This window comes from Thiomonas sp. UBA7699 (genome assembly GCF_002482605.1).
Classification (GTDB): Bacteria; Pseudomonadota; Gammaproteobacteria; order Burkholderiales; family Burkholderiaceae_C; genus Thiomonas; species Thiomonas arsenitoxydans.
On sequence record NZ_DLGH01000010.1, the window covers coordinates 42,675 to 62,948 of the forward strand.

Annotated in this window: 16 protein-coding genes; 7 read left to right on the forward strand and 9 right to left on the reverse strand. The window is 67.0% G+C overall.

The genetic code is table 11. The annotated features are described in order from the left end of the window. Window positions 1-39 precede the first annotated feature (39 nt). Window positions 40-972 (forward strand): LysR family transcriptional regulator, encoded by a 933-nt coding sequence (locus tag B3H47_RS04280; protein ID WP_276707428.1) that lies wholly within the window; start codon window positions 40-42, stop codon window positions 970-972. Window positions 973-979: 7 nt separating this feature from the next. Here the strand turns inward: B3H47_RS04280 and B3H47_RS04285 are convergent, their stop codons facing one another. From B3H47_RS04285 to B3H47_RS04305, 5 genes are all read right to left on the reverse strand, one after another. Further along, window positions 980-2,227: a Y-family DNA polymerase gene (locus B3H47_RS04285; protein ID WP_276707430.1), complete on the reverse strand. Its 1,248-nt coding sequence runs from the start codon at window positions 2,225-2,227 to the stop codon at window positions 980-982. A gap of 114 nt (window positions 2,228-2,341) precedes the next feature. Beyond that, window positions 2,342-2,842 (reverse strand): hypothetical protein, encoded by a 501-nt coding sequence (locus tag B3H47_RS04290; RefSeq protein ID WP_286986191.1) that lies wholly within the window; start codon window positions 2,840-2,842, stop codon window positions 2,342-2,344. A gap of 171 nt (window positions 2,843-3,013) precedes the next feature. After that, window positions 3,014-3,886 (reverse strand): DMT family transporter, encoded by an 873-nt coding sequence (locus tag B3H47_RS04295; RefSeq protein WP_276707433.1) that lies wholly within the window; start codon window positions 3,884-3,886, stop codon window positions 3,014-3,016. A gap of 39 nt (window positions 3,887-3,925) precedes the next feature. After that, a complete protein-coding gene (locus B3H47_RS04300) occupies window positions 3,926-4,387 on the reverse strand; it encodes a methylated-DNA--[protein]-cysteine S-methyltransferase (RefSeq protein WP_276707435.1) in 462 nt (153 codons plus the stop codon). Further along, window positions 4,384-5,847 (reverse strand): AlkA N-terminal domain-containing protein, encoded by a 1,464-nt coding sequence (locus B3H47_RS04305; protein ID WP_276707436.1) that lies wholly within the window; start codon window positions 5,845-5,847, stop codon window positions 4,384-4,386. The genes B3H47_RS04300 and B3H47_RS04305 overlap by 4 nt, the downstream gene beginning before the upstream one ends. A 207-nt stretch (window positions 5,848-6,054) precedes the next feature. On the opposite strand from B3H47_RS04305, the gene B3H47_RS04310 reads away from it, so the two are divergent. The 4 genes from B3H47_RS04310 (at window position 6,055) to B3H47_RS04325 (ending at window position 11,337) form a co-directional block, all read left to right on the forward strand. Continuing rightward, window positions 6,055-7,548: an FAD-linked oxidase C-terminal domain-containing protein gene (locus B3H47_RS04310; protein ID WP_276707438.1), complete on the forward strand. Its 1,494-nt coding sequence runs from the start codon at window positions 6,055-6,057 to the stop codon at window positions 7,546-7,548. Between the two features lie 51 nt (window positions 7,549-7,599). Then, window positions 7,600-8,724, forward strand: a complete 1,125-nt coding sequence (gene glcE / locus B3H47_RS04315; RefSeq protein WP_013104852.1) for a glycolate oxidase subunit GlcE — start codon at window positions 7,600-7,602, stop codon at window positions 8,722-8,724. A gap of 5 nt (window positions 8,725-8,729) precedes the next feature. Next, window positions 8,730-9,962: a glycolate oxidase subunit GlcF gene (glcF, locus tag B3H47_RS04320; protein WP_286986192.1), complete on the forward strand. Its 1,233-nt coding sequence runs from the start codon at window positions 8,730-8,732 to the stop codon at window positions 9,960-9,962. Window positions 9,963-10,200: 238 nt separating this feature from the next. Further along, complete coding sequence (locus tag B3H47_RS04325) at window positions 10,201-11,337, forward strand: ABC transporter substrate-binding protein (RefSeq protein ID WP_013122354.1); 1,137 nt, start codon at window positions 10,201-10,203, stop codon at window positions 11,335-11,337. On the opposite strand, the gene B3H47_RS04330 is transcribed toward B3H47_RS04325, so the two are convergent. After that, on the reverse strand, window positions 11,309-12,247 hold the full coding sequence (locus tag B3H47_RS04330) for a DMT family transporter (RefSeq protein WP_276707446.1): 939 nt from the start codon (window positions 12,245-12,247) through the stop codon (window positions 11,309-11,311). The genes B3H47_RS04325 and B3H47_RS04330 overlap by 29 nt on opposite strands. A gap of 197 nt (window positions 12,248-12,444) precedes the next feature. Here B3H47_RS04330 and B3H47_RS04335 point away from each other — a divergent pair, with 197 nt between their 5' ends. Further along, window positions 12,445-15,804 carry an EAL domain-containing protein gene (locus tag B3H47_RS04335; protein ID WP_276707448.1) on the forward strand — a complete coding sequence of 1,120 codons (3,360 nt, stop codon included), beginning with the start codon at window positions 12,445-12,447 and terminating at the stop codon, window positions 15,802-15,804. 26 nt (window positions 15,805-15,830) lie between these two features. On the opposite strand, the gene B3H47_RS04340 is transcribed toward B3H47_RS04335, so the two are convergent. The 3 genes from B3H47_RS04340 to lplT form a co-directional block, all read right to left on the reverse strand. Beyond that, a complete protein-coding gene (locus B3H47_RS04340) occupies window positions 15,831-16,634 on the reverse strand; it encodes a TlpA family protein disulfide reductase (protein ID WP_276707449.1) in 804 nt (267 codons plus the stop codon). 58 nt (window positions 16,635-16,692) lie between these two features. Continuing rightward, the gene (locus tag B3H47_RS04345) at window positions 16,693-17,508 is read right to left on the reverse strand and encodes a mechanosensitive ion channel family protein (protein WP_286986193.1); all 816 of its coding nucleotides are present in this window, start codon (window positions 17,506-17,508) and stop codon (window positions 16,693-16,695) included. Window positions 17,509-17,585: 77 nt separating this feature from the next. Further along, entirely contained in the window at window positions 17,586-18,914 is a 1,329-nt protein-coding gene (gene lplT / locus B3H47_RS04350; protein ID WP_276707451.1) for a lysophospholipid transporter LplT, read from the reverse strand. 206 nt (window positions 18,915-19,120) lie between these two features. On the opposite strand from lplT, the gene alr reads away from it, so the two are divergent. Then, entirely contained in the window at window positions 19,121-20,224 is a 1,104-nt protein-coding gene (gene alr / locus B3H47_RS04355; RefSeq protein WP_276707453.1) for an alanine racemase, read from the forward strand. Window positions 20,225-20,274 lie beyond the last annotated feature (50 nt).

Here is a 20,274-nt window from a genome sequence, read left to right on the forward strand (position 1 = left end):
AAAAACCATAGACAAAAAGCTATACATAAAGGATCGGACATGATGCATGTCAGCTTGAGGCAGTTGCGCACCTTCGAGGCCGTCGCACGGCTGCGGAGCTTTTCGAGGGCCGCTGAAGAACTTCATGTGACACAACCCACGGTCTCGAAGCAGATTCGTTTGCTCAGCGATGAAATTGGTCTTGCCCTGCTGGAGCAAATCGGTAAGAAAGTCTTTCTCACCGAGGCCGGAGAGCACCTCTACGCCACCTGTGGCGACTGGCTGGAAACGTGGGGCCGGTTTGAGCAAACCATTGCCGACATGAAGGGGGTGAAAAAAGGTCGACTCCGAATCGCCTCCGTCACCACGACCAAATACTTCATGCCCCGCTTGCTCGGCCCCTTCTGCGCGCAATATCCCGGCATCGACATTGCGCTGGAAGTGATCAACCGAGATCGTCTGCTTGAGCGCCTTGCACGCAACCAAGACGACATTTACGTCATGGGCGTCCCGCCCGATGGGATGAACATCGAGTGCGAGCCTTTTCTCGAAAACTCGCTCGTCGTCTTGGCGCCCTCGTCACACCGGCTGACGACGTTGGGGCGCACCGTTCGTTTTGCCGAACTGGCGCAAGAGCACTTTCTCGTTCGAGAGCGGGGCTCTGGAACGCGTTTGACGATGGAGCGACTCTTCGAAGAGCATGGCGTGCGCCCGAACATTCGCATGGAATTGGGGAGCAACGAGGCCATCAAACAAGCGGTGGCCGGCGGCCTGGGCCTTGCCATCCTCTCGGACAGTACGATCGGCGAGGATCATTTGAACCATCAGGTTTGCGTCCTCGACGTTGAAGGTTTTCCTATTCGACGCTCTTGGTACCTGGTCAGATCGAAAGAAAAGCGCGTCTCCGTGGTGGCCGCCACTTTTCTCGAATTTCTGAAATCCCATGTCAACCTGCTGGGCCATCCGGCGAAAGAGGTTCAGCAAGCGGTCTGATCACGATTTACCCCTCCGTTTCGAGATCGGGGATGTGGTTGAACGCGATGCGCATGGGGGCTTCCTCCCGCCCCTGGTAGCCGCTGCCGCAATAGATGGTGTGGCGGCCGTAGCGCACGTTGAGGGCATCGACCGCGCTCCACAGCGCGGCCTGCTCCGCAGCCGAGCCGGGCACATCGCCCTCGAACAGGCTGGCGCTGGTCTGCCCGGGCTGGCGCAGATCGTGCAGCAGCATGGCCACCTTCATCGGCGCCCAGCCCGCAGGCACCATGCCGGGCCACAGCTCGCGCAGGGTGTGCAGCAGGGCGCGGGTGTCGGCCGTCGGCGCGAAGCGGGCGCCGCGCTCGGGACGCAGACGCTCGCCGTGCCGACGGGTGAGCTTGAGCATCACGGTCATAGCGCCGGCCAGCAGGTGCTCGCGGCGCAGGCGCATCGCGGCTTTTTGCGTGAGGCGGTCGAGCACGGCCAGCGCGCCCTCGGCGCTGCGCATCTCCGGCGGCAGCACATGCGAATGGCCGAGCGAACGCCGCGGATTGGCGGCCTGCACACCAGACGCCAGCCCGTGCAGCCGGTCGTAAAACGCCTCGCCCGCCATGCCGCCCCACACCACGCGAAGTTGCTCGCGCCGCGCCCGCCAGAGCTGCTCCACGCTGTGGATGCCCTGCGCCTGCAGCCGCGCGAGCATGCGCACATTGATGCCGGTGAGATCGGTGAGCTGCATGCGCAGCAGCGGGCCGGGCAGATCGCTCGCGTCGATCACCACCAGACCGTCGGGCTTTTGCAGATTGGACGCCTGCTTGGCGAGAAACACATTGGGCGCGATGCCCACCGAGACACGCAGGCACTCGCCCAGCGCCTCGCGCAGCGCGGCCTTGAGGCGCAGCGCCAGTTGCGTGGCGCGCTCGCGGCTGGTCCAGCCCATCGGCAGGCTGCAGGCCATCTCATCGATGGACAGCACTTGCTCCACCGGCGCGATGGTGTCCACCACCGCCACAGCGCGGTGGTGAATCTGCACATACTCGGCATGCCGCGCCACCACGAATACGATGCCCGGGCACAACCGGCGCGCCTCGGCCACCTGCGTGCCCGTCTTCACACCAAACGCCTTGGCCTCGTAGCTGGCAGCGATGCAGCAGGTGGTGTCGGCCAGCATCGGCACCACGCCCACCGGCCGCCCGCGCAACTCAGGGCAAAGCTGCTGCTCCACCGAGGCGAAGTAGGAATTGAAATCGACCAGCAGGCAACGCAGTGTCATGGCAGCCCGCGCCGCTTGCACGGCGCGCCGGAATACTGTTTTTACACACAGTATTTCATGCTGTCATGACGCTGGCAAGTGGCCCGCTGCAAGCGGCGCTGCCGCGCGGGGGTTTTACGCCTGCCAGCGCTGCGCCGGATGCGCGGCCGGAGCCGCCGGGTGCTGCTGTGGCGGTTGCGCTTGCGGGGTTTGCAGCGGCGTCAACAGCACCATCGTGGGCAGCACCGGCGGCATCGGCCACGGCGACTGCGGCAACAGCACACGCAGGGTGGACATCGGCCCGAACACCGCGTTCATCTGCGCATTCATCTGCGCGTCCACCCGCTCGATCAGCTGCTGCATCGGCGCAAACTGCGCGTGCATCTGCCGCAGCGCCCAGGCAGGGGCGGCTGCGCCCGAGCTTTGCTCGATCACCACCCGCGCATGGCCCTGCGGGCTTTGCCAAGTCCAGGTCTTGACCTGCACCGGGCCTGCGGCCGTGTGCATGACCTCCACCGTCTGGTGCATGGGCATGTCATGCCCGTCGTAACGCACCGCAAGCGGCTGCGCTGCCAAGGCCAGCGCGGGCAGGGTCATCGCCAGCGCTGCGACCAGGATTTTGGATTGAATCTTCATGATCGAACTCCTATCTCAAACTGAATCCAACGCCGCAGCGCATGGATGTCGCCGCGGCGATTTTTTCGTTCTTTTCCAGCGATCGGAGTTCCTGAAGCGAAGCTGAAGGTCGCCTGCACAGGCCGTCGTCCTAAGCGCCTGCACGGCCTCAAACCGCCGGGGATGGACGGCCTACGCCCGCAGGCCCACCAACCGCTTCCACTGTCCGCTCGCCAGCGCGGTGCCCGCCAGGATGATCGCGCAGCCCGCCAGCATGGCGCCGGTGACGGCTTCCTGCAGAAACAGCGCGCCCCAGAGCATGCCGAACACCGGAATGAGGAAGGTGACCGAGGCGGCGTAAGCCGCGCCGACCTGCGCCACGAGGCGGAAATACACCACATAAGCCAGCCCGGTGCACAGCACGCCCAGCGCCACCACGGCGGCCCAGATGTCGCCCTGCACCGCGTGCGCAGGCCAGGTGAATGCAGCGGGCAGAGCGAGCAGCACCATGGCCGTGAGCTGGCTGCCGAACGCGGTGAGCGCCGGATCGACCCCGGCCAGATGGCGGCGGGCGTAATGCACGGCAAAGCCATAGGACACAGGCGCCAGCAGCACCGCAGCAACAGCCCACGGCGCAGCCCCCTGCGAGAGGCCGGGCTGATCGCCCACCAGCACGACCACGCCGAGCAGGCCGACGCCCAGCCCGACGATCTGCGCCCGGCCGATCGGCGCGCCGAACAGCGTCGCCCCCAACATCGCCGCCCACAGCGGGGTGGTGGCATTCAGTATGGCCTCGAAGCCCGCGCCCAAGTGCAGCGCACCCACGGCGAACAGGGTGAACGGCAACGCAGAGTTGGTCACCCCGACGACCAGCAGCGGCCAGAGTTTGTGGCGAAACTGGGCGCGCGCCGCGGCGGTTCGCAGCACCGGCAGCAGCACCAGCGAGGCGATGCCCACGCGCAGCGCGATAAGCGGCAGCGGCCCGAACTCGGGCACGGCGATGCGCAGAAAAAGAAAAGAAGCGCCCCAGATGGCGGCGAGCAAAAACAGTTCGATGAAAGGCATGGGCGTGATCCGGATGATGCGCAGCGCTGGTCGTCATGCTCAGGCGGCGCGTTCGAGATCGAGCAGCGCCTGCTTGCGCGGCAGGCCGGCAGCGTAGCCGGTCGAGCTGCCGTCATGGCCGATGATGCGGTGGCAGGGCACGATGATGAGCAGCGGGTTGCGCCCCACTGCCGCACCCACGGCGCGCGCATGGCTGGCGGGCAGGCCCAGCCGCTGCGCGAGCAGCGCATAGCTGATCGTCTGTCCGTAGGGTACGGTCTGCAGCGCCCGCCAGACCGCCTGCTGGAACGGCGTGCCCTGGGGCCGCAAGGGCAGATCGAAGGTGATGGCGTCGCCGCTGAAATAGGCTTGAAGTTGCTCGCGGGCGCGCTGCAGCAGAGGTGTGTCGGCGGCGGTTGGAGGCTTTGCGTCGTCGAGAAAACTCAGGGCAGTGAGCCCATCTTCCACGGCGGTGAGTTGCAACGCGCCCAGCGGGCTGTCCATGACCAAGACGGCTTTCACGATGTTTCTCCTTCAGTCGCGCGGCGCCACAGATGCACCGCGGCATAGCCCCGCCACGGCGCCCAGCGCGCGGCATGGGCCAGCATGTCGGCCGGACGGGCCAGGCCGAGTTGTTTGCGCAACACCAAATCGCCGGCGGGAAAGGCATTCGGCCAGCCCAGACCGCGCAGCGCAATCACCTGCGCCGTCCAGTCGCCGATGCCGGGCAGAGCCTGCAGCGCCGCAAGCGTGGGCTCGACCGGGGCGAGCGGCTGCAGCGCCACGCGTCCCTCGGTCACGGCCAGCGCCAGCGCGTGCAGGCTGAGGGCGCGGGCGCCGGTCAGGCCGCAGGCGCGCAGCGCCTCGGGGGTGCAGGCGGCGAGCGTGGCCGCGTCGGGCAAGGTGCGGCGCAGACCGTCGGGCGCATCGGGCGCATCGGGCACGGAGGTGCCGTGACGCTGCGCCAGGCGGCCAAGAATGAGGCGCGCCTGCGGCAGGCCGATCTGCTGGCCGACCACGGCGCGCATGGCGATCTCGAACCCGTCGAAGGCGCCGGGAATGCGCAGGCCGGGCGCCTCGGCGGCGAATTCGGGCAGATGGGCGTCGATCAGATCGGGGCGGGCATCGAGGTCGAACAAGCGCCGCACACCGCCCACGATGCGGCCGATGTGCCGCGCCAGCCGCGGCGGCAGGGTGAGGCGCAGGCTGTGGCGCTCAGGGTCATGGTTCACCGCGATCCAGCCGGTAACCGGCGGCGCCCCCGGCTCGGCGGCGAACGCCACCGCGCGGCCGTAGCCATCGGCGGTGACGCGCTCCACACCGTCCACCGCGCGACGCGCCAGAAAGTCGATCATCTGCCTCCAGGCGTAGGGGGGCCGGTAGGCGAGCGACACGGTGAGCCGGTCTTCCTGCCCGCAGGCCCCGCCCGTGCGCCGCAGGCTCAGCGGCGTCAACCCATAGCGGGTGCGAAACAGATGGTTGAACCGCCGCACGCTGCCAAAGCCTGCCGCGCCAGCCACCGCCGCCATCGGCAGCGTTGTGTCCGTGAGCAGACCCTTGGCCAGCAGCAGCCGCTGCGTCTGCGCATACGCCACAGGCGAGACGCCGAACTCCGCCTCGAAGATGCGCCGCAAATGCCGCGGCGTGACGCCCACGCGCCGGGCCACGGCGCTCAATCCGGCGGGATTGGTCAGCCCCTGGTTGATCAGCGCAGCGGCAGCGCGGGCCAACTGGCCCGAGAGGTCGAGCACGCCGTGCCCCGGCGCCAGTTCGGGACGGCAACGCAGACAAGGCCGATAGCCCGCCTGCTCGGCCGCCGCCGCGCTGGAATAGAAGCTGCAATTGCGTTTGAGCGGCGTGCGCACCGCACACACCGGCCGACAATACACCCCGGTGGACGACACGCCGACGTAAAACCAGCCGTCGAAGCGGCGGTCGCGGGTGAGCAGCGCGCTGTAGCAGGTGTCGGGATCGAGTTGCATGCCCTCACTCTAGTCGCACAGCGCAACGAAGTCTGGCCGAAAACGGACATCAGTCTGCCTCGCCGTTGTACACCGCGCCCTGACTTTTGCGCAACACAGCTTTGCCTTCGACAAATCGCAAAAAGCCGGGTTACTCCTGCCCCGCTGCAGCGCAGCAAACGGGATAATCTGCCAGTAAAACCAATATATTTTTCCGGAAGACTCGCTATGAATGCCCCCCTCCAACCTGACCTGGCCGCGCGCGCGGCGCGGCAGGCCGAAGTGGTCGCCGCGCTTGGTGCGGTGGCGCCGCCGCACATCCTGCTCTGGCAGCCAGAGGAGGTCACGCCCTACGAGTGCGACGGCCTTTCGGCCTATCGGCGCAAACCGCTGGTCGTCGTGCTGCCGGAAACCGAAGCGCAGGTGGCGGCGGTGCTCAAGGCCTGCCACAAGCTGAACGTGCCGGTGGTGGCGCGGGGCGCGGGAACCGGCCTTTCGGGCGGGGCGCTGCCCAATGAAGACGGGGTGCTGTTGGCGCTGGCGCGGTTCAACCGCATCAAGCGCATCGACCCCATCGCCCGCACCGCCACGGTGGAATGCGGGGTGCGCAACCTGGCGATTTCGGAGGCCGCAGCGCCGCACGGCCTGTTCTACGCGCCCGACCCGAGCAGCCAGATCGCCTGCACCATCGGCGGCAACATCGCCGAAAACTCAGGCGGCGTGCATTGCCTCAAATACGGCCTCACCGTGCACAACGTGCTGCAGGTGCGCGGTTACACGGTGGAGGGCGAGCCGCTGACCATCGGCGGGCTGGCCTGCGACTGTCCCGGCCCCGATCTGCTGGCCGCCGTGATCGGCAGCGAAGGCATGCTCATGGTCGTCACCGAAGTGACGGTGAAGCTGCTGCCCAAACCCGTTCTGGCGCGCTGCATCATGGCCAGCTTCGACGACCTGCGCAAGGCGGGCGACGCGGTGGCGGCCATCATCGCCGCGGGCATCATTCCGGCCGGGTTGGAAATGATGGATCAGCCCATGACGGTGGCCGCAGAGGCCTTCGTGCACGCGGGCTACGACCTGGACGCCAAGGCCATACTGCTGTGCGAGAGCGACGGCACGCCCGAAGAGGTCGAAGAAGAAATCGGCCGCATGACCGAAGTGCTGTCTCGCTGCGGGGCAACCAAGCTCAAGTGCAGCGAAAGCGAGGCCGAGCGTCTGCGCTTCTGGAGCGGGCGCAAAAACGCCTTTCCAGCCACCGGCCGCATCTCGCCCGACTATTACTGCATGGACGGCACCATTCCGCGCAAGCGCGTGGCCGACATGCTCGAAGCCATTCAGGACATGGAGACCAAGTACGGGCTGCGCTGCGTCAACGTGTTCCATGCGGGCGACGGCAATCTGCACCCGCTCATCCTGTTCGATGCCAACCAGCCCGGCGAGCTGCACCGCGCCGAAGAATTTGGCGCCGAGATTCTGGAGACCAGCGTGGCCATGGGCGGCACGGTCACTGGCGAGCACGGCGTGGGCTTCGAGAAGATCAACGCCATGTGCGTGCAGTTCAGCCCTGAAGAGCGCGAGCAGTTTTTCGCCTTCCGCCGCGCCTTCGATCCGGGTGAAACGCTCAATCCCGGCAAGCAGATTCCCACCCACGCCCGCTGCGCCGAGTACGGCAAGATGCATGTGCGCGGCGGCCTGCTGCCGTTTCCCAACCTTCCCCGGTTTTAACCGCGTCGCATTCCGATCTTGGCTGCGACCCCCCGCCGCAGCGTCCCGTACATGCAAGCAGACGATCTGATTCCTCTTTGGCAAGACCTGGTGCGAGAAGCCGCCTCGCGCGGCGAACGCATTCGCATTCACGGCGGTGGCAGCAAAGCGCCGTGGTGGGCCGCCGCGCAGCACAGCGGGGTGGATGCCGCCGAACACACGCTCGACGCCACGCAGCTGTCGGGCATCACCCATTTCGAGCCGACCGAGCTGGTCATCACCGCGCGCGCGGGCACGCCGCTGGCCGAGATTGAGGCGGCGCTGGCCGAGCATCACCAGTTCCTGCCCTTCGAGCCGCCGCACTTCGCCCGCACCGGCCGCGCCACGCTGGGCGGCATGGTGGCCAGCGCCCTGAGCGGCCCGGCGCGCATCAGCGCCGGCGGGGTGCGCGACTATGTGCTCGGCGCCACGCTGCTCAGCGGCAAGGGCGAGGTACTGCGCTTCGGCGGCGAGGTGATGAAAAACGTCGCCGGGTTCGATGTCTCGCGCCTGCTGTGCGGCTCGCTCGGCTCACTCGGGGTCATTCTCGACGTGTCGCTCAAAATCATGCCCGTGGCCCCGGCGCAAACCACGCTGCGCTTCTCCATGACGCAGGACGAAGCCATCACCCGCTGCAACACCTGGGCCGCGCAACCCCTGCCGCTCAACGCCAGCGCCTGGCTGCCCGACCGCAGCGCGGGCACCGGCAAAGGCGTGCTCACCCTGCGGCTGCGCGGCGCGCAGGCGGCCGTGCAGGCCGCGCAGACCCGTCTGGGTGGCGAACGCATGGCCGAGACGGAAGCCGCCGCTTTCTGGACCGGGCTGCGCGAGCAGACCCTGCCCTGGTTCGCCCCCACCTGGCCGGGCGATTCGCAGGCCGCGCTGTGGCGACTGTCGCTGCCCTCCACCGCACCCGCGCTCGATCTTTCCGGCACGCAGTTGGTGGAATGGTTCGGCGGCCTGCGCTGGCTTATCAGCGCCGCGCCGGCGTCCATCATTCATGAAGCGGCCCGGCAGACCGGTGGCCATGCCACGCGCTTTCGCGGCGGCGACGCCAGCGCGCCTGTGTTCGACACCGCGCAGGCCACGCTGCTGCGCATTCAGCGCAACGTTAAGGCCGCCTTCGATCCGCACGGCGTGTTCCCCACTCTCTTCTGATCCCGATGGAAACCCATCTCAGCCCCGAATTCGCCAGCACGCCCGAAGGCCAGCAGGCCGAAGCCATTCTGCGCAACTGCGTGCACTGCGGCTTTTGCACCGCCACCTGCCCCACCTATCAACTGCTGGGCGATGAGCTCGACGGCCCGCGCGGCCGCATCTACCAGATCAAACAGGTGCTCGAAGGCGAGGCGCCCACCCGCACCACCCAGCTCCACCTCGACCGCTGCCTGACCTGCCGCAACTGCGAGACCACCTGCCCGTCCGGGGTGGAATACGGCCGTCTGGTGGACATCGGCCGCGCCGTGGTCGATGCCAAGGTGGAACGTCCCGCCGGAGAAAAATTTGCCCGCTGGGCGCTGCGCGAAGGCATGACCTCCAGCCTGTTCGCCCCGGCCATCAAGCTCGGCCAGGCGCTGCGCCCGCTGGTGCCCGCCGCGCTGCGCGACAAGGTGCCCCCCCGGCAGCGCGCAGGCAAACGACCACAGCGCGACCACGCCCGCAAAGTGCTGATGCTGGGCGGCTGCGTGCAGCCCACGCTCATGCCCAATATCGGCGCAGCCACCGCCCGCGTGCTCGATGCCGTTGGCGTGCAGCCGCTGCTGGCCGACGGCGCCGGTTGCTGCGGCGCCATTCGCCAGCATCTCTCCGACCACGACGGCGCGCTGGCCGACATGAAACGCAATGTCGATGCCTGGTGGCCGCTGGTGGAAAGCGGCACGGTCGAAGCCATCGTGATGGACGCCTCGGGCTGCGGCGCCATGGTCAAGGAATATGGCCACCATCTGCTGCACGACCCCGCCTATGCCGAACGCGCTCAGCGCATCAGCGCGCTGTGCCAAGACATCAGCGAGTACCTGCCGCAGTTCGCCGCATCACTCAAAACCTTGCTGAAAAACAAGCCGGTCGACCATCTCGCCTACCACCCGCCCTGCACCCTGCAGCATGCGCAACAGGTGCGCGGCGGGGCCGAGGCCCTGCTGCGCGAGCTGGGCTTCGAGGTCAAGCTGCCGCTGGAAAGCCATTTGTGTTGCGGCTCGGCCGGCACCTACTCGGTGCTGCAGCCCGAGCTGTCGAAAGAGCTGCGCAACCGCAAGCTTCAGCATCTGGCCGAAACCGCGCCGCAGCGCATTGTCAGCAGCAATATCGGCTGCATCCAGCATCTGCAGTCCGGCACCACCATTCTGGTGCAGCACTGGGTGGAACTGCTCGACGAAGCGCTGCACGGCAAACCCTGAACGCTGTTGGATTTCCGCCTCTGAGCGCAGCGGATGCGGTTGTCAGCCTCGGTCGGGTTGTGGACAATGCAAAAAATTTACAAAAAACAGGGGTCGGGGGGCCCTGCTCGCTTCACGCGCGGATGCTGGCTTGTTCCGCGACCCGGTCGTCCCCTCCCCTGATGTCCCTTACGCTCGCAGCGCAGGCCGGCTGGCTGAACTGCAGAATCCTTGCCGACGCATTTTTTCCGAGACCACGATGAAATTTTTTGCCACCCTGTTTGCTGGCCTGAGTCTGATGGCGGCCACGTCCGCATTTGCGGCCACGCCGGGCGTGACTGACACGCAAATCGTCATCGGCCAGTCGGCCCCGCTCACCGGGCCGGCGGCGCAGCTCGGCATCCGCCTGCGCATGGGCATCGAGGCGTATTTCAAGCAGGTCAATGCCGACGGCGGCGTAGCCGGGCGCAGCCTCAAGCTGGTCAGCCTCGATGACGGCTACGAGCCGGCTCGCGCCGTGGCCAATACCAAGACCTTCATCAACGGCGGCGATGTGTTCGCCCTGCTGGGCTATGTCGGCACGCCCACCACCCTGGCAGCCAAACCCCTGATCGATCAGGCCGGCATTCCCCTCATCGGCCCGTTCACCGGCGCGATGGGGCTGCGCTCTCCCGTCGATCCCTACATTTTCAACATCCGCGCCAGCTACAACGACGAAACCCGCAAGATCGTCGATCAGTTCCTCTTCCTCGGCCTGAAAAAGATCGCCGTGTTCTACCAGGACGACGCCTACGGCATGGCTGGACTGACGGGCGTGCAAAAAGCCCTGGCCGCGCACAATCTCAAGCCCGTGGCCACCGGCACGGTCAAACGCAATACGGTGGATGTGGCCGGGGCGCTGGCCTCCATCCTGCCTTCCAAGCCCGACCTCATCGTGGAAGTCGGCACCTACACCGAAGTGGCGGCATTCAATCAGCAGGCCATTGCCAAGGGCTACGGCGGGCAGTTCGCCAATGTGAGCTTCGTCGGCTCTGAAGCGCTGGCCAAGGCGCTCGGCCCCGAGGGCAACGGCGTGATCATCACCCAGGTCGTGCCCTTCCCCTTCTCCACCGTCACCCCGCTGGTGCGCGAGTACCAGGCCGCGATGAACAGCGCCGGGCATAAGGGCGATTACGACTTCACCAGCCTGGAAGGCTATATCGACGCCAAGGTGCTGGTGCAGGCCCTGCGCAAAGCCGGCAAGACGCTCACCCGCGCCAGCCTGATGGACGCCCTCAACAGCATGGGCAACGAGAACCTCGGCGGCTTCACCGTGCACTTCTCGCCCGACAACCACTCCGGCTCCGACTACGTGGACACCACCAGCATCACGGCCAGCGGCGGTTTCCGCCACTGACCTCCAGCACCGTATCGGCCTCGGCCTGCTTTCGCGCAGGCCAGGCGGCCAGCAAGATCGCCAGCAGAATCAGGCAGCCGCCCCACAGCGCCTGCGCGCTCAGACGCTCCACGCCGAGCAGCACGGCGCTGCCGCTGGCGAACACGATTTCCACCGTCATCACCACCGCCGTCAAGGTGGACGGCAGCCGCTCTGCGCCATACTGCAGCCCCAGATTCGCCGCCAGAAAAGCCAGCGCCATCAACACCACGCCCATCAGCCACCCCGGCGCCGGTGCCGGCATGGGCGCAACGGCGCCGCTGGCGGTCAGCAGGGCCGCGACGCCGCCCGCCACGATCACCCCGCCGGCGAACATCGCCAGGCCGCGCGCCTCGGGCGGCGTGTGCGCATACTTGCGCAGCAGCACATTGTTGAGCGCGAAAAACATGCCGCCGATCACACCCAGCCAGTCTGCCGGATGTTGCGGCAGCGGCAGACCGCCCCCTTGCGGCCACAACACCACCATCGCTCCGGCCAGGGCCAGCGTCAGGCGCAGGCCGACCAGCCTTGTGAGTTTTTCGTTCAGTAGCCAGCGCGCCAGCAGTGTGGCCCAGACCGGCATGAGATAGAACAGCAGCACCACCCGCACCACGTCGCCCTCGGTCACGCCCCAGTTGAACGCCGCGTTCGTCGCTCCCGAGGCGATGAGAATGCCCCACAGCGGCGGATGCCGCCACAGCGCCCGCACCGCCGATGGCCGCGCCGCCACGATGATGAGCGTGCTCACCGCGTACATCGCCGCGGTGGCCCACAGCGGATTGAGGCCCAGACCATTGAAATGGCGGAACGGCCACCACGACACGCCCCAGACGAAGGCATTGAGCATCAGACCGCCGATGGCGGCCAAGGTGATTGCGGAGGAGTTCGGCATAGAAAAAACGTCAGGCCGCAGGGTGCGGATCAAAGCTGCGCAAGATAGCGGGTTTGCACGCGTGCGTCGCCGAGTCTCACTTTGGCTGGGCGTTTTCGAGAAAAATTCACGCCCGCGGCGCGGCGCGGCATCGTAAAGTCGCGTTTTACTGGGCGCTGGCGAAAGACTGCCGCCCGATCTCCATTGCATCCTTCATCATGCCCGATCAGAACGCGTCCCTCGGACTGCTCGAATTGCCCAGCGAAATCCTGCGGGGGCTGGCGGCCGGGCGCCCGGTAACCGAGCTGGCGGCGCTGCTGTGCCGCATGGCCGAGCAGGCGGTGCCGGGACGCCTCGCCAGCCTCCTGCGGCTGGGGCCGGACGGCGACCTGCACCCGCTGGCGCTGCCCAGCGGCCCGCCGGAATTGTTGGGCGCCTTCGACGGGCTCACGCCCGGGCCGCATGCCGGTTCCTGCGGCAATGCGGTGCTGCACAACGCACCCACCTTCATTGCAGACATCCCCACCGATGATCGCTGGGACGACCTGCGCGCCGCAGCCGAGCAATGCAACCTGCGCTCCTGCTGGTCGTGGCCGGTGCGCGACGGCGCCCAGGTGATCGGCAGTTTTGCCCTGACCAGCACCGTACCCGGCCTGCCCGATGCGGCGCAAACCCAGCTGCTCGAATTCGTCGCCTCCATGGCCGGCGCGCTGCTGCGCATGGACGCGCTGCAGCGCGAGCGCGAGACCGAGGCGCGGCTGCGCCAGGCCATGCTCGACAACGCGCTGGTGGGCATCGCGCTGGTGGGAGAGCGCGTCATCCGCAGTGGCAATGCGCGCATGGTCGAGATGTTCGGCTACCCCGATCTGCAGTCTCTGCAGGGCGTGCCGGCACGCGAAATCTATGCCGACGACGCCGAGTTCGAGGCTATCGGCGCCGATATCTACGCAGCCATGGCGCGCGGCGAGTCGGTCACGCGCGAGGTGCACATGCGGCGGCGCGACGGCAGCCTGTTTTGGTGCGAACTCACCGGCCAGGCCGTCACGGGCCAGCCCGGAGTCGATTCGGTCTGGGTCGGGCAAGACATCAGCGAACGCCGCGCCGCGCAGGAACGCCTGCGCTGGCAGGCGCGGCACGACGCCCTCACCAGCCTGCCCAACCGCTACGCCCTCGACGAATGGCTGCCGCAGCGGCTGCAAGCTGCGCAGGCGCAAGGCGCCACCGTGGCGCTGGGTCTGCTCGACCTGGACGACTTCAAGGCGATCAACGACGACTGGGGCCACGCCGTCGGCGACGAGGTGCTGGTGCAGGTCGCCCGCCAGCTCGGCGCCAGGCTCGAACCCGACGACCTGCTCGCGCGCATCGGCGGCGATGAGTTCGTGCTCGTGCTCCACAGCGCAGGCGGAGCGCAAGCCATCGCCCGCCGCATCGAGGCGCTGGGCGCCTTGCTGCCGCTGAGTGTGCCGCTGCCCGGCGGTAAAACCCATCCCCTGCGGCTCAGCATGGGGCTGGCGCTGTTCCCGCAGGACGGCCCTGATCCCGACACCCTGCTGCGCCACGCCGACGTCGCGCTGCACACCGTCAAGCTGCACAAGCACACGCGTCGCCATTGGTGGCTGCACTGGGGGCAGGAGATCGAAGCCGACTTTCTCGGCGACGGCCCCGAGCACTGGGTGCCGCAGCCCTATGGAGCGCAAGCGCAGGAGCTGTTGCGCATCGCCGCCTCGTCTTTCGTCGCTGCGGCAACGGAATTCATCGCGCAGTTTTACCGCCTGCTCGAACACGACGCCGAATCGCGCCAACTCCTCAGCCACCTCACCCCAGAGGAATTCGATCATCTCAAGGCGCGGCAGGCCGATCATTTCCGGCTGCTGCTCAGCCCGGATCTGCTGGAAGACACGCATGTGCGCGAAGCCACGCGCATTGGCCAGATCCACGCCCTGGTGGGCGTGCCCACGCGGCTGCTGGTGCAGTCTGCAGGGCTTTATCTGCAGGCGCTGATCGATCGCAGTCAGGGCTTGAGCGCCCGTCCGCGCGACCGTCGGCGCATCGTCCAGTTGTTCACCGCGCGGCTGCAAACCGAGCTGCAGACCGAGGTGGAGGCGGCGCAGACGATCCGCGAGCAGTTCCAGCAAAGCGTCATCGCGCTGGAACACGCGCTGCAGGACGGCGCCGCGTGGAGCGAATTCATGCAAATGGCGCTCGACCGGCTGGCCGCCCTGCCCGGGGTCAAAGCGGCCGCTTTGGGCGCGCCCGATGCCAACGGCGAGTTCGTCGTCGAGCTGTCTTCCGGGCTCGAACCCTACGCCCGCGCCATGAAGAAGCACTACGGCGGCATCAAAGTACCCAAGCTGCAAGGTGCGCACGCCGAGAGCCTCGGCCCCACGGCCACGGCCTGGCAGACCGAGAAAATCAGCACCCTGGCGAGCTACGCGCACGACACCCCCGGCGCCCCCTGGCGCGAGGCGGCGCGCGACGCTGGCATTCGCAGCGCCGCCTCGGTTCCGCTGACCGACCGCAACGGCCGCGTGGTCGTCATCCTCAGCCTGTACGGCGGTTACCCGGCCATGTTCGAGCGCGGCGCGGCACGCAGCTTTCTCGACAACCTCGGCCAGACGCTCAGCCGCGCCTGGCAGCGCCTGCACGCTCACGGCCGCCAGCAGCCCGTGCCCGTGGTGCTGCGCCAGCGCTGGCGCAGCAGTCTGTTCGATCATGGGCTGGAGATGCATCTGCAACCCTTGGTCGATCTGCAGACCGGCAAGCCTTACGGCGTCGAAGCCCTCGCCCGCCTGCGCATGGACGACGGCAGCCTCGTCATGCCGGGGCAGTTTCTGCCGTGGTTCGGCCAGGCCGAACTCTCGCGCCTGTTTCGCGGCGGGCTGGCGCAGGCGCTGGCGCACATCGCCCGCTGGGACGCCGAGGGTCTGCGTCTGAGCCTGGGGCTGAACCTGCCGCTGGACGTGCTGCTGCAGCAAGACTGTCGAGGCCGCGTCGAATCGGCGCTGCGCGAGGCTGGTGTCGCGCCCGACCGCTTGTCGCTCGAAATGCTGGAAAACGCCGAATTCGACAATCCGCAGCGCCGCGACGATGCGGTGCGCGACCTCGCCGCCACCGGCGTGCGGCTGGTGATGGACGATCTGGGCAGTGGCTACTCCAGCCTGCTGCGCCTGCGCACCCTGCCGTTTCATACTGTCAAAATCGATCAGGGCCTGGTGCGCGAAGCCGGACGCGACCCCGAGCAGGCCATCGGCTTCATCGGCGCGCTGGTGCAGCTGGCGCAAAGCCTGGGCCTGTGGGTGGTCGTCGAAGGGCTGGAAACGCCCGACCTAGTCGAAGCCGCCACCCTGCTGGGCGCCGACGCCGGCCAAGGCTATGCGCTGGCGCGGCCCATGCCCGCTGCCGATGTGACCGACTGGGTGCGCAACTTCCGCTGCCCGGTCGATCCGCGCCAGCCCGCCACGCCGCTGGGCCGTCTGGCGCAAGATTGGATGGCGCAGCACGGCCGCCTGCTTGCCGACGCCTCGGCCCGCCGCCTGCTGCACGCCGCGCGGCGCAAAGCGCTGCACACCGGCGCCTGACGCACCGGGACTACGCCCACTCGCCGTTACTTGCGCAGCGCGGCGATGCCCTGTTGCAACGTCGCCGCCGACAACTCGCCGATGTGCACCCGCTGCACCGTGCCGTCGGCGCGGATGAACAAGGTGGTGGGCAGCCCAGGAGACTGATAGAGCGACAGCAGCCGGTTGCCCGGATCGAGCAGCACCCCCGGATCGGCGAGTTTCTCGCGCTGCAGATACGCCGCCACGCGCGGCGCCGGCTCGCCCTCGTTGACCAGCACGATGCGCGCCCCAGTCTGCTGCTGCGCCGCCTGGATCAGCAGCGGCAATTCGCGGCGGCAAGGCGGGCACCAGGTGGCCCAGAGGTTGACCACCAGCGGCTGGCCACGCAGGCTGGCCAGCGCCACCAAGCGACCCTGCAGCGTTTGCAGGGTGAGATCAGGCAGCGGCGGGCGCGCCGGTTGCAACAAGGTCAGCGCTCCCATGCCCGCCAGCACAATGGCGGCTCCGGCGCTGGCGCTCAGCGGCAGGCTCATGCGCAAGGCCGGGCGCCGCCAGGCCCAGAACGCCACACCGGCTGCCGCCGCGGCCCAGCCCGCCCAGGGATCGAAGCCGCGATCGCGGATGTCGATCATCGCCAGCACGCTGGAATAGTCTGCGCTGTGCCGTGCCACGAACACGGCGCGCGCCACGACCAGCGCCCCAATCAGCAGCGGCAGCAGCGCGGGCTCGGCATTGCCGCGCCCCGCCTTCTGCGCCACGCCCGCCACCCACACCGCCACGGCATAACCCAGCACCAGCAATAGCGGCGCCCAGGGCAAGACGATGGGGCCGAGGCGCAAGGCGTCCATGCTCAACCCTGCCGGCCGAAGCCGGGCACGAACATCGACGGCCAAGCGTTCCGCATCGTTACGCCGCCTTGCCCACCCAGACTTGCTTGGGCAAGGCGTAGGCGAAACCGGCCTGCGTCAGCGTTTCGCGGATGGTGCGGTTGGTGTCGAAATACACCTGCCAATAGTGGGCGTTGTTGCAGAAGGGAAAAACCGTGAGCACCGGCCCGACGCTGTTGAACTCCAGAATTTCAATCACTGGCGCCGGATCGGTCAAAACATTGGGAATGGCCTGCACCTGTTTGCGCAGCAGCTCCATGGCGGCGACATGATCGGCGTCGCTGGAAAGCTGGCATTTGAGTTCGACGCGGCGGTAGTCGTTGGTCGAATAGTTTTCGATGTTGTTGCCCAGAATCTTGCCATTGCCGACAAAGGTAAGCACGTTGTCGAGCGTGACGATGGAGGTGACGAACAGCCCGACCTCCTTCACCGTGCCGGTCACATCACCCGCCTTGACGAAATCGCCCACCTTGAAGGGCTTGAGCACCAGCAGAAAGGCGCCCGCCGCGAAGTTGCCCAGCAGGCCGCTCCACGCCGCGCCGATAGCCACGCCAGCGCCTGCCACCAAGGCGGCGAAGGTGGTGGTCTGCACTCCGAAATAGCCCAGAATGGCCACGACCAGCACGATGTTCAGCGCGATGTTCATGAAGCTGAGCATGTAGCGCGTGAGCATGGGGTCGAGATGCTGCCGATCCAGCACGCCGCGCAGCAGTTTGTCGGCAATGCGGATGAGCCATCGCCCCAGAATCCACAGCGCGATGGCCGCGAGAATTTTCATTCCCGCCTCGGTGGCGTATTGCAAAAGGAGGTTGCTGTAGTGCTGCACGTCATTCATGGTGGCGCTCCTGGAAAGGACATCGGGGGTTAGACCGATTTTGCGACGGTTTGAAGACAGGGCGAAGCGGCAGAATGTTAAGAATGATGCTCGTCGTGACGCGGCTCGCCGATCAGCTGCGTCCAGTCGCGCTCCCTCTGGTTGCGCCGGTACCAGAGGATGACCAGAAACATGCTGACGGAGACAAAGGTGCCAAACAGCGCAATCACCCACGGCACCGGCAGGTTCAGGCGGATGAGCAGGGCGTAGAACAGCAGCATGAGCAGCACGCTGACGTTCTCGTTGAAATTCTGCACCGCGATCGAATGCCCCGCCGACAGCAGCACATAGCCCCGGTGCTGCAGCAGCGCGTTCATCGGCACCACAAAATACCCGGCCAATGCGCCGATGAATACCATGAAGCCGTAGGCGATCAGCATGTAAAGCGGCAGTTGCACCACCCAGAAATGCAGCTGCACGTCGGGCAGCAGCTCGCGGTTGAAAAACGCCAGCGCCACGGTGGTCAGCCCCATGCCCACGCCCAGCGGCAGCACGCTCAGGCTCTTTTTCAGCGGCACGCGCACGGCGGCGCTAATAGCCCCAGCGGCCACGCCCAGCGCCACGGCCGCCTGCATCACCGACGCCATGGTGAGATCCAGCCCCAGTGCGTGTTCCGCCCACTTCAGCACGATGAACTGCAACGTCGCCCCCGCGCCCCAGAACAGGGTGGTGACCGCCAGCGAAATCTGCCCCAGCTTGTCGGTCCAAAGCACCTTGGTGCAATGCGCAAAATCCACCAGCAGCGCCACCAGCCGGGTTTTCTGTTTTTCGTAACGCGCCCCGGTATCGGGAATGCGCAAATTGCATAAGGCCGCCAGCAAATACACCAGGGTGATGACCAGAATGGCCGCCTCGGGCGTGGTGTTGATACCAACCGCAGCCAGCCCGGGCAGCCCCAGCAAAAAACCCGACGCCGCCTGACTCACCAAAAACCCGCCCAGCACCGTGCCCAGAATGATGGAGCTGACCGTGGTGCCCTCGATCCAACCATTGGCCGCGACCAGTTGCTGCGGCGGCAGCAACTCGGTGAGGATGCCGTACTTGGCCGGCGAATAGGCCGCCGCGCCCAGGCCCACCACGCCGTAAGCCAGCAGCGGGTGCACCGAGATCAGCATGAGCACCAGCCCGGCCACCTTCACCAGATTGGTGATGAACATCACCTTCCATTTCAGAATGGCATCGGCAAACGCCCCCACGAAGGGGGCGAGCACCACATAGGAGATGGTGAAAAAGAACTTGAGCAGCGGCGTCATCCAGTCGGGTGACTGCATCTGCACCAGCAGGGCGATGGCGGCGATGAGCAGCGCGTTGTCGGCCAGCGAAGAAAAAAACTGCGCCGCCATGATCCAGTAAAAGCCTTTTTTCATCGCGTGGCTGCCCGCGATGCTGCGGCAGGCTGTGTCGTATCGTTGGGTGAGAACAAGATCAGGGATTGCGATGAATGAGGCGGGCTGGCGCGTGCGGCATGGCTGGCGGCTTGCGGGAACAGACCCGCAGGCTGCAGAGGTTTATAGCACAGGGCATTTCAGGGCATTTGCGACAATGCTGGCCTCAACCCTCTGCCCGAGCTGCCATGCCCCGCCCGATTTCCGCCGTGATCCACACGGCCGCGCTCTCCCACAACCTCCTGCGAGTCCGCCAGGCCACGCCCGCGAGCAAGGTCTGGGCCGTGGTCAAAGCCAATGCCTACGGTCACGGCATCGCCCGCGCGTATGGCGCGCTGCGCACGGCCGACGGTTTCGCCCTGCTCGATCTGACCGAGGCCGAGAAGCTGCGCGCGCTGGGCTGGGTCGGCCCCATTCTGCTGCTCGAAGGCTGTTTCGCCCCGGAAGACCTCGCGCTTTGCGAACGCCTCAACCTCTGGCATGTGGTGCATTGCCGTGAACAGATCGACTGGCTGGCGGTGCACCGCGGCAACCGCACGCACCGCGTGTTCCTCAAAATGAACACCGGCATGAACCGCGTGGGCTTTTCGCCCGAGGCCTACGCCGCCGCCTGGGAGCGGCTGAACGCGCTGCCGCAGGTGGGCGAAATCACCCACATGACCCACTTCGCCTGCGCCGACGAAGCGGGCGGAATCGACGAAGCGCTGGCACGATTCGCCCGCGGCGTGGGCCATCTGCCGGGCGAACGCACCCTGGCCAATTCCGCCGCGGTGCTGGTGCACGGCGCCGACCCGCGCGTTGCGACCGACTGGGTGCGGCCCGGCATTGCGCTTTACGGCAGCTCGCCCACCGGGCTGGCGCTAGACGCGGCGCACTGGAAGCTGCGCCCCGCCATGAGTCTGCGCAGCGAGCTCATCGACATTCAGCACATCGCTGCGGGCGAGTGTGTGGGCTACGGCGCTCGCTTCACCGCGCCGCGCCCCATGCGCATCGGCGTGGTCGCCTGCGGCTATGCCGATGGCTACCCGCGCGTCGCCCCCAACGGCACGCCCATCGTGGTGGACGGCGTGCGCACGCAGTTGGTCGGCCGGGTGTCGATGGACATGATCACCGTCGATCTCGAGCCGGTGTTTGCCGCAGGCAACCAGCCCATGATCGGCAGCCCCGTGCTGCTGTGGGGACAGGACGCGCAGGCCGAGCTCTCGATCGACGAGGTTGCGGCGGCGGCAGGCACGCTCGGCTACGAGCTGATGTGTGCCCTGGCCCAACGCGTGCCGGTGCGGGTGGAATAGGAAATAGCCCACCCCGAAAACCTTCGCTACGCTCGGTTCTCCCCTCAAGG